This window comes from Erwinia sp., from assembly GCF_031978025.1.
Classification (GTDB): Bacteria; Pseudomonadota; Gammaproteobacteria; order Enterobacterales; family Enterobacteriaceae; genus Erwinia.
In genome coordinates, this window is sequence record NZ_DALZCD010000028.1 from 12,958 (window position 1) to 23,285 (window position 10,328).

At 54.9% G+C, this 10,328-nt stretch carries 9 protein-coding genes; 8 read left to right on the forward strand and 1 reads right to left on the reverse strand.

The window, feature by feature from the left end; translation table 11 throughout:
- From murC to lpxC, 6 genes are all read left to right on the forward strand, one after another.
- Positions 1-987: UDP-N-acetylmuramate--L-alanine ligase (gene murC, locus RTK32_RS03840; RefSeq protein ID WP_312042184.1), on the forward strand; the 987-nt coding region annotated here is incomplete at its 5' end.
- Complete coding sequence (locus RTK32_RS03845; RefSeq protein WP_312042185.1) at positions 980-1,900, forward strand: D-alanine--D-alanine ligase; 921 nt, start codon at positions 980-982, stop codon at positions 1,898-1,900. The genes murC and RTK32_RS03845, both read left to right, overlap by 8 nt.
- A gap of 1 nt (position 1,901) precedes the next feature.
- Positions 1,902-2,741, forward strand: coding sequence for a cell division protein FtsQ (ftsQ, locus tag RTK32_RS03850; RefSeq protein WP_312042186.1), 840 nt, complete (start codon positions 1,902-1,904; stop codon positions 2,739-2,741).
- Positions 2,738-3,994 carry a cell division protein FtsA gene (gene ftsA, locus RTK32_RS03855; protein WP_312042187.1) on the forward strand — a complete coding sequence of 419 codons (1,257 nt, stop codon included), beginning with the start codon at positions 2,738-2,740 and terminating at the stop codon, positions 3,992-3,994. Before ftsQ ends, ftsA begins: the two co-directional genes overlap by 4 nt.
- A 72-nt stretch (positions 3,995-4,066) precedes the next feature.
- On the forward strand, positions 4,067-5,227 hold the full coding sequence (ftsZ, locus tag RTK32_RS03860) for a cell division protein FtsZ (RefSeq protein WP_312042188.1): 1,161 nt from the start codon (positions 4,067-4,069) through the stop codon (positions 5,225-5,227).
- Positions 5,228-5,328: 101 nt separating this feature from the next.
- Positions 5,329-6,246 (forward strand): UDP-3-O-acyl-N-acetylglucosamine deacetylase, encoded by a 918-nt coding sequence (gene lpxC, locus RTK32_RS03865; protein WP_312042189.1) that lies wholly within the window; start codon positions 5,329-5,331, stop codon positions 6,244-6,246.
- Between the two features lie 3 nt (positions 6,247-6,249).
- Here the strand turns inward: lpxC and RTK32_RS03870 are convergent, their stop codons facing one another.
- Complete coding sequence (locus RTK32_RS03870) at positions 6,250-6,762, reverse strand: DciA family protein (protein WP_312042190.1); 513 nt, start codon at positions 6,760-6,762, stop codon at positions 6,250-6,252.
- 21 nt (positions 6,763-6,783) lie between these two features.
- On the opposite strand from RTK32_RS03870, the gene secM reads away from it, so the two are divergent.
- On the forward strand, positions 6,784-7,260 hold the full coding sequence (gene secM, locus RTK32_RS03875) for a secA translation cis-regulator SecM (protein ID WP_312042191.1): 477 nt from the start codon (positions 6,784-6,786) through the stop codon (positions 7,258-7,260).
- A gap of 70 nt (positions 7,261-7,330) precedes the next feature.
- Positions 7,331-10,036, forward strand: a complete 2,706-nt coding sequence (secA, locus tag RTK32_RS03880) for a preprotein translocase subunit SecA (protein WP_312042192.1) — start codon at positions 7,331-7,333, stop codon at positions 10,034-10,036.
- Positions 10,037-10,328 lie beyond the last annotated feature (292 nt).

Genomic DNA, 10,328 nt, shown 5'->3' on the forward strand with positions numbered 1-10,328 from the left:
GCACGTCTGGGCAGCAGCCGTTACCTGATTGCGGAAGCGGATGAAAGCGATGCATCGTTTCTTCATCTTCAGCCGATGGTGGCCATCGTCACGAATATCGAAGCCGACCACATGGATACCTATCAGGGCGATTTTGAGAACCTGAAGCAGACCTTTATCAACTTCCTGCACAACCTGCCGTTTTATGGCCGGGCGGTACTTTGCGTTGATGATGCGGTGATCCGCGATCTTATCCCACGCGTAGGCCGTCAGATAACCACCTACGGCTTTAGCGAAGATGCTGACGTGCGTATTGCCAGCTATGAGCAGCACGGCGCGCAGGGCCACTTTACGCTGGCCCGCCACGATAAGCCGCTGCTGAAGGTAACGCTGAATGCGCCCGGTCGGCACAATGCGCTGAATGCCGCCGCAGCGGTAGCCGTCGCCACGGAAGAAGGCATTGAAGATGCAGAGATCCTGAGCGCGCTGGAAAGCTTCCAGGGCACTGGCCGTCGCTTCGATTTCTTGGGCGAATACCCGCTGCAGGACGTGAACGGCGTGCAGGGCACCGCCATGCTGGTTGACGACTATGGCCATCATCCAACCGAAGTTGACGCAACGATTAAAGCAGCCCGTGCGGGCTGGCCGGACAAGCAGCTGGTCATGATCTTCCAGCCGCATCGCTACACGCGTACCCGGGATCTTTATGACGATTTCGCTAATGTGCTGTCTCAGGTTGATGTCCTGCTGATGCTGGACGTTTACTCCGCTGGCGAAACGCCCATCCCAGGCGCCGACAGCCGTTCTCTGTGTCGCACTATTCGCGGACGCGGCAAAGTCGATCCTATCCTGGTATCGGACCACGACGCCGTACTGGAAATGCTGGCACCAAAGCTGTCCGGCAACGATTTAATTTTGGTGCAGGGCGCGGGCAATGTCGGACGCATCGCACGCACGCTTGCTGAACACAAATTACAACCGCAGAAAGAAGGTAAACATCATGGCTGAGAAAGTAGCGGTATTGCTGGGTGGCACTTCTGCGGAACGCGATGTCTCCCTGATGTCAGGCAACGCCGTGTTGGGCGGGCTGCTTGAGGCGGGCATTAACGCGCATGCTGTTGATATCCGTGACTTCCCGGTAACGCGTCTGAAAGAAGAAGGCTTCGATAAAGCTTTTATCGCGCTGCACGGTCGTGGTGGCGAAGACGGTACGTTACAAGGGCTGTTGGAGTTTCTCGCTATTCCCTATACCGGTAGCGGTGTGATGGCCTCCGCCATTACTATGGATAAGCTGCGTACCAAATGTCTTTGGCAGGGCTGCGGTCTGCCGGTATCGCCTTATGTGGCGATTACCCGTAAAGAGATGGATGCCGGCCTTAACGACGAGATGCGCGCCCGTATTGCCGCACTGGGCCTGCCGGTTTTCGTTAAGCCCAGCAGCGAAGGCTCCAGCGTGGGCATCAGCCGCGTCAATGACGCTGACTCGCTTCAGGCCGCACTGAATGAAGCTTTCCGTCACGATGACGACGTGCTGGTAGAAGCGTTCCTGAGCGGCCCTGAATACACCGTAGCGGTGATCGGCGATGACATTCTGCCTTCTATCCGTATTCAGGTGGCTTCTGAGTTCTATGACTACGAAGCGAAATACTTTTCTGACGAAACCCAGTACTTCTGTCCGAGCGGTTTGTCGGCAGAAAGGGAAGCCGAACTGAGCGAGATCGTTATCAAAGCGTGGCGCGCGCTGGGCTGTAGCGGCTGGGGACGGGTTGACCTGATGATGGGGGGCGATGGCCAGTTTTACCTGCTGGAGGTGAATACGTCGCCCGGCATGACCAGCCACAGTCTGGTGCCAATGGCGGCTAAACAAGCCGGCATGAGCTTTTCGCAGCTGGTAGCTCGCATTCTGGACCTGGCGGACTGATATGTCCCAGGCTGCTCTGAATGTTCGCAATCGCGAGGCGCAGGAAAAAGCGCGCACGGGTCGCAGCAACGGCTCGCGGCTGGCCGGCATTCTTTTTCTGTTGATAGTGCTTGGCGTGATGTCGGCAGGTGGCTACGTGGTGGTACGCTGGATGAACGACGCTTCCCGGCTTCCACTGTCAAGATTGGTGGTGACGGGGCAAATGCACTACACCACCAATGACGATATTCGTCAGGCGATTCTGTCGCTGGGCGAACCGGGCACTTTTATGTCGCAGGATGTGGATGTTATCCAGCAGCAGATTGAACGATTGCCCTGGATCCAACAGGTCAGCGTACGGAAGCAGTGGCCGGATGAATTAAAGATTCATCTGGTTGAATATGTGCCGGTTGCCCGCTGGAATGACCTGCATCTGGTTGATGCAAATGGGAAATCGTTCAGCGTGCCGGCTAACCACCTGGGTAAAGAAAAGCGGGTGATGCTGTACGGGCCGGAAGGCAGTGAATCCGAGGTGCTGGCAGGCTATCACCAGATGGATGCGATGCTGGCCCCCGGAAAATTTAAGCTGAAGGCAGCGTCAATGACGGCGCGGCGTTCATGGCAGCTGGTACTGGATGACGATACGCGACTGGAACTGGGGCGTAACGAGGACATGAAGCGGCTGAAACGCTTCATCCAGCTCTGGCCGACGCTCCAGCAGCAGGCGCAAGCGGAAAATAAGCGGATCGGTTATGTGGACCTGCGATACGACTCTGGCGCGGCAGTAGGCTGGGCACCGCCACTTATTCAGACCACTGACGGTAATAAGCAACAGAATCAGGCACAGGTTAAACAACAATGATCAAGGCGACGGACAGAAAACTGGTAGTTGGACTGGAAATCGGCACCGCTAAGGTCGCCGCTTTGGTAGGGGAAATTTTGCCCGATGGCATGGTTAATATCATCGGTGTGGGTAGCTGTCCCTCTCGCGGCATGGATAAAGGTGGCGTTAACGACCTGGAGTCGGTTGTAAAGTGCGTCCAGCGCGCCATTGACCAGGCAGAGCTGATGGCTGACTGCCAGATTTCGTCGGTTTATCTGGCGCTGTCCGGAAAACACATCAGCTGTCAGAACGAAATAGGGATGGTTCCTATTTCAGAAGAAGAAGTGACCCAGGAAGATGTGGAAAATGTGGTGCACACCGCGAAATCCGTGCGTGTTCGTGACGAACACCGGATTTTGCATGTTATTCCGCAAGAATACGCGATCGATTATCAGGAAGGGATCAAAAATCCGGTAGGCTTATCGGGCGTGCGTATGCAGGCGAAAGTGCATTTGATCACCTGCCATAACGATATGGCGAAAAACATCGTGAAAGCGGTTGAACGATGCGGCCTGAAAGTTGACCAACTGATTTTTGCCGGACTGGCATCCAGTTTTGCCGTGCTGACGGAAGATGAGCGCGAACTGGGCGTTTGCGTTGTGGACGTTGGCGGCGGCACAATGGATATTGCTGTTTACACTGGCGGCGCGCTGCGACATACCAAGGTTATCCCGTACGCGGGTAATGTGGTGACCAGCGATATCGCTTATGCGTTTGGCACGCCGCCTACCGATGCGGAAGCCATTAAGGTACGCCATGGCTGCGCGCTGGGTTCCATTGTTGGCAAAGACGAAAACGTCGAGGTGCCGAGCGTGGGCGGACGTCCACCGCGTAGCCTGCAACGCCAGACGCTGGCTGAGGTGATTGAGCCGCGTTATACCGAGCTGCTGAATCTGGTCAATGACGAGATTTTACAGCTTCAGGAGCAGCTGCGTCAGCAGGGCGTCAAGCACCATCTGGCTGCAGGTATCGTCCTGACCGGTGGCGCGGCGCAGATTGAAGGCCTGGCGGCCTGCGCACAGCGCGTATTCCATACGCAGGTACGCATCGGCCAGCCGCTGAACATCACCGGCTTAACAGATTATGCGCAGGAGCCTTACTACTCGACAGCTGTCGGGCTACTGCACTACGGAAAAGAGTCTCACCTTAACGGTGAGGCTGATGTGGAAAAAAGAGCGTCAGTGGGCAATTGGTTCAAGCGAATCAACAGCTGGCTGAAAAAAGAGTTTTAATTTAGAGAAAAGGAGATCATGCTAGGCTTATTTTATGATCTCCAGGCGACAGGCACATAACGGAGAGAAATTATGTTTGAACCTATGGAATTAACCAATGACGCGGTGATTAAAGTCATCGGCGTCGGCGGCGGCGGCGGTAACGCCGTAGAGCATATGGTGCGTGAGCGCATCGAAGGTGTAGAATTCTTTGCCGTTAATACCGATGCTCAGGCGTTGCGCAAAACGGCAGTAGGCCAGACCATCCAAATCGGTAACGGGATTACCAAGGGTCTGGGTGCCGGGGCTAACCCGGAAGTAGGACGCAATTCAGCGGAAGAAGATCGTGAAGCATTACGTCAGGCGCTGGAAGGCGCGGACATGGTGTTTATCGCTGCAGGTATGGGTGGCGGCACCGGCACCGGCGCAGCGCCGGTCGTGGCTGAAGTCGCCAAAGATTTAGGTATCCTGACCGTGGCCGTCGTGACCAAGCCTTTCAATTTTGAAGGCAAGAAGCGTATGGCTTTTGCGGAGCAGGGTATTGCCGAGCTCTCCAAGCATGTCGATTCTCTGATTACTATTCCAAACGACAAGCTGCTGAAAGTGCTGGGTCGCGGTATCTCTCTGCTGGACGCGTTCGGTGCGGCTAACGACGTGCTGAAAGGCGCGGTGCAGGGTATTGCCGAGCTGATTACCCGTCCGGGCCTGATGAACGTCGACTTTGCTGACGTGCGCACCGTGATGTCCGAAATGGGCTACGCGATGATGGGTTCCGGCGTGGCATGCGGCGAAGATCGTGCAGAAGAAGCGGCAGAAATGGCTATTTCCAGCCCGCTGCTGGAAGATATCGATCTTTCCGGCGCGCGCGGCGTACTGGTCAACATCACCGCTGGCTTCGACCTGCGTCTGGACGAATTTGAAACCGTGGGTAACACTATCCGCGCCTTCGCTTCTGACAACGCGACCGTGGTTATCGGTACTTCGCTTGATCCGGAAATGAATGACGAACTGCGCGTGACCGTGGTTGCGACCGGTATCGGCATGGATAAGCGCCCGGAAATCACCCTGGTGACCAACAAGCAGACGCAGACTCAGCCCGTGATGGATCACCGTTATCAGCAGCACGGTATGGCACCGCTGCCTCAGGAGCAGAAGCCTGCTGCCGCCAAGGTGGTCAACGAGCCCGGCACGCAAACCAACAAAGAGCCTGACTATCTGGATATTCCGGCCTTCCTGCGCAAGCAGGCGGACTGAGAATCCTCCGAAGGTTGGGGTTCTCCGCTCTTTGTGTTAAAGTGTTCGCCCGTCAGTAATTTATACTGGCGGTCGGATGAGTAATTTTGCGAGATAATGCGATGATCAAACAACGGACATTAAAACGTATTGTTCAGGCGACTGGCGTCGGTTTGCATACCGGCAAGAAAGTCACACTGACGCTACGCCCTGCGCCGGCTAATACCGGGGTCATCTATCGTCGCACTGACTTGAATCCACCGGTTGATTTCCCGGCTGATGCCAAATCCGTGCGTGATACCATGCTTTGTACCTGTTTGGTTAACGAGCATGACGTGCGTATTTCTACGGTCGAGCACCTGAATGCGGCCCTGGCGGGTCTTGGCATTGATAATATCGTGGTGGAAGTTAACGCGCCTGAAATCCCTATTATGGATGGCAGCGCGGCACCCTTTATCTATCTGCTGATGGACGCGGGTATTCAGGAGCTGAACTGCGCGAAAAAATTTGTTCGCATCAAACAGCCTGTCAGGGTTGAAGATGGCGACAAATGGGCCGAACTGGTTCCGCACAACGGCTTTAAACTCGATTTCACCATCGACTTTAAGCACCCGGCTATTGATGCCAGCTCACAGCGCTACAGCATGGATTTCTCCGCTGACGCTTTTGCCCGTCAAATCAGCCGTGCCCGTACCTTTGGCTTTATGCGCGACATCGAGGCGTTACAGTCTCGCGGTCTCTGCCTGGGCGGCAGCTTCGACTGTGCCATCGTAGTGGATGACTATCGCGTGCTGAATGAAGACGGTCTGCGTTTTGAAGACGAATTCGTGCGTCACAAAATGCTGGATGCTATCGGCGACCTGTTTATGTGTGGACATAACATCATTGGCGCGTTTACCGCGTTTAAAGGTGGCCACGCCCTGAACAACAAGCTGTTGCAGGCCGTGCTGGCGAAACAGGAAGCCTGGGAATGGGCAACGTTTGAAGACGAAGCCGAACTGCCTGTGACCTTCCGCGCACCCAACCTGGTGCTGGCATAAGCGCTATTTATTACGACTGGCTGAGCGGGTACTCTCTCCGGCCAGCAACGCCAGTCGTTCTAACGTTTTCTTTAGCTTTTCCGGGCTTCGGCTCGCGACTCCCCGTAAAATTTCCGCGCTTTCTTCGCTAAGCTGCCGTCCCTGGTTATTCTCTTTTGCGGGTCGAACGCTGTTTTCCTGCGCATTTTCCTGAGCTTTTGCCGCCATCGTTGGATTTATCCTGATGTCGATTGACGTCAATGATGGTAATATTTGCGCTCGTAAAGCTGACAGCAGGCTGGATTGTTCATAGCGTAAGCGCATCATCCAGCTGGCGTTAGCGGTTTCAAGCACCAGAACGCCCTGGCGAAAATTCGCCACGCGGCACCAGGGATGCAGCTGAGCCGGGATAATACCCTGCAATGCACGGTTCAACTTATTCAGCGCAATAGCGCGTTGCTGAATGGATTGCAGCATACTCTGGCCTTCTGCAGCTTCGAAAAAACTTTCAATTGATTGCGGGCGACTATCGCGCATAGCAGGCTCCGGCGGAAAACAGTGGGTATTCTTAATTGTTGGCGACAATTTGGCAGACGTTATTTCTGGCCGCATCTCCTGTTGGGGATGGTCGCGGCGAGCTTTGGTCTGCCTCACGCCTCAGGTGATACCTTACCAGAAACCGCTTCCAGAAGCCTGAATATCAACAACAGCGTGCGTGTTGACAGCCTTGCGCTGTTTGCCCGTCGTACCAGCTTCAATGTGGATTACTGGCACCAGCACGCTATCCGCACCGTTATTCGCCATCTCTCTTTTACGTTGACGCCGACTGCCGTTATTGAGCAGGCCACGCCGCTTGAAGTACACAGGCTGGCGCTGCTGGATACGCTGAATGCGCTGTTAACGCATGAGGCCAGACCGCCCGCTATTGTTCGTCAGACGGTAACGCAGCAGATAACGGATGCGCCTCGCTATCAGACCGGCCTGTGGCTGGCCAGCGTGCAGGGTATTCGGGCCGGGCCTGCCTCTCTCTCATAAATCAACTATAGTTCCCCCATTAAAAGTTTAGTGATGCGCTGTAGAAGCAGTGGCTGAGAGAATATTGTTTATGTTAATCAAATTATTAACCAAGGTTTTTGGTAGCAGTAACGATCGTACGCTGCGCCGTATGCGCAAAGTGGTTGAGCAGATCAACAAGATGGAACCGGACTTTGAGAAGCTGTCCGATGATGAGCTGAAGGCGAAAACTGCCGAGTTCCGCGCCCGTCTGGAGAAAGGCGAAGTGTTGGAAAACCTGATCCCGGAAGCCTTTGCTACCGTGCGTGAGGCCAGCAAGCGCGTCTTTAACATGCGTCACTTTGACGTGCAGCTGCTGGGCGGCATGGTGCTGAACGATCGCTGCATCGCGGAAATGCGTACTGGTGAAGGTAAAACCCTGACCGCTACGCTGCCTGCTTACCTGAACGCCCTTAGCGGAAAAGGCGTGCACGTAGTCACAGTGAACGACTATCTGGCGCAGCGCGATGCAGAAAACAACCGCGCACTGTTCGAGTTTCTGGGCCTGAGCATCGGCATCAACCTGCCGGGAATGCCTGCTCCGGCCAAGCGTGAAGCCTACGCCGCCGATATCACCTACGGCACCAACAACGAATACGGTTTCGACTATCTGCGCGACAACATGGCGTTCAGCCCTGAAGACCGCGTGCAGCGCAAGCTCAACTATGCGCTGGTGGATGAGGTTGACTCCATCCTGATCGATGAGGCGCGTACGCCGCTGATTATCTCTGGTCCAGCGGAAGACAGCTCCGAACTCTATATCAAAGTTAACAAAATCATTCCTCACCTGATCCGTCAGGACAAAGAAGATTCCGACACTTTCCAGGGCGAAGGCGACTTCTCCGTGGATGAAAAAGGACGTCAGGTGCATCTGACCGAACGCGGCCTGATGAAAGTGGAAGGGCTGATGGTCAGCGAAGGGATCATGGAAGAGGGCGAGTCGCTTTACTCGCCAGGAAACATCATGATGATGCACCACGTTACTGCGGCGCTGCGCGCTCATGCGCTCTTTACGCGCGACGTGGACTATATCGTGAAAGATGGCGAAGTTATTATCGTCGATGAACATACAGGCCGTACCATGCAGGGTCGCCGCTGGTCGGACGGTTTGCACCAGGCCGTGGAGGCTAAAGAAGGCGTGGAGATCCAGAACGAGAACCAGACGCTTGCCTCCATCACCTTCCAGAACTATTTCCGTCTTTATGAAAAACTGGCCGGGCTGACCGGTACCGCGGATACCGAAGCCTCCGAGTTCAGCTCTATCTACAAGCTGGAAACAATCGTAGTGCCGACTAACCGCCCAATGGTGCGTAAAGATCTGCCAGATCTGGTCTATATGACCGAGAAAGAGAAGATTGACGCGATCATTGAAGATATCCGCGAACGTACCGCTAACGGTCAGCCGGTACTGGTGGGCACCATCTCCATTGAGAAATCGGAAGTGGTCTCTGCAGAGCTGACGCGTGCCGGCATCGAGCACGCGGTACTGAACGCCAAGTTCCACGCCCGCGAAGCGGATATCGTGGCGCAGGCTGGTCAGCCAGGTGCAGTAACCATCGCCACCAACATGGCGGGTCGCGGTACGGATATCGTGCTGGGCGGCAGCTGGCAGGCGGAAATCGCCGAGCTGACCGATCCAACGCCTGAACAGATTGAAGCGATCAAGAGCGCCTGGAAAGTGCGTCACGATGCGGTACTGGCTTCCGGCGGTCTGCATATTATCGGCACCGAGCGCCACGAATCACGCCGTATCGATAACCAGTTGCGCGGTCGTTCCGGCCGTCAGGGCGATAACGGTTCTTCACGCTTCTATCTGTCGATGGAAGATGCGCTGATGCGTATTTTTGCCTCCGATCGCGTAACCAATATGATGCGTAAACTGGGCATGAAGCCGGGTGAGGCCATTGAGCATCCATGGGTAACCAAAGCTATTGCCAATGCCCAGCGTAAAGTAGAAAGCCGCAACTTTGATATTCGTAAGCAGCTGCTGGAATACGATGACGTGGCTAACGATCAGCGTCGCGCTATCTATACCCAGCGTAACGAGCTGCTGGATGTTTCCGACGTATCGGAAACCATCGCCAGCATCCGTGAAGACGTGTTTAAAACCACCATTGATACCTACATTCCACCGCAGTCGCTGGAAGAAATGTGGGATGTGCCGGGCCTGCAGGAACGTCTGAAAAACGATTTCGATTTGGAGCTGCCGATTGCCGAGTGGCTGGATAAAGAGCCTGAGTTGCATGAAGAAACGCTGCGTGAACGCATTATGACGCAGGCCAAAGAACAGTATCAGCGTAAAGAAGAAGTGGTCGGCATCGAGATGATGCGCAACTTTGAAAAAGGCGTGATGCTGCAAACGCTGGACTCTTTGTGGAAAGAGCACCTGGCAGCGATGGACTATCTGCGTCAGGGTATTCATCTGCGCGGCTATGCGCAGAAGGATCCTAAGCAGGAGTACAAGCGTGAATCCTTCGCCATGTTTGCTGCAATGCTGGAGTCACTGAAGTATGAAGTGATCAGCACGCTGAGCAAGGTTCAGGTACGGATGCCGGAAGAAGTTGAAGCGATGGAAGAGCAGCGTCGCGAAGAAGCGGAGCGTCTGGCGCAGCAGCAGCAGCTGAGCCATGTGGATACCGAAACGGAAGCGGCGATGGCGCTGGCTGAGCAGAGCGGCGAGCGTAAAGTCGGACGTAACGATCCTTGCCCTTGCGGTTCAGGTAAAAAATACAAGCAGTGTCACGGCCGCCTGGCGTAACGGGTATCCGCTGATCGCGTTTTAAAAACCGGGGAATTCCCCGGTTTTTTTATGGCGAAGACGACGGAAAAGACGAAGATTTTTCACGACCACGACCACGACCACGACCACGACCACGACCATAAATCCGCTACAGTCTTCATGACTGCTGCACCTTATCTCTGCCGCTCAGGCTGCCCCATAAACGTGGCGAGTATCAATGCAAATGCCTGACTTCCCGGCCCTGTCCTTTGCTTATTCGAAGCCCTGTTTTTTCGTGTTCATCGCCTTCGCTTAAAGTTAAGCCATGTTT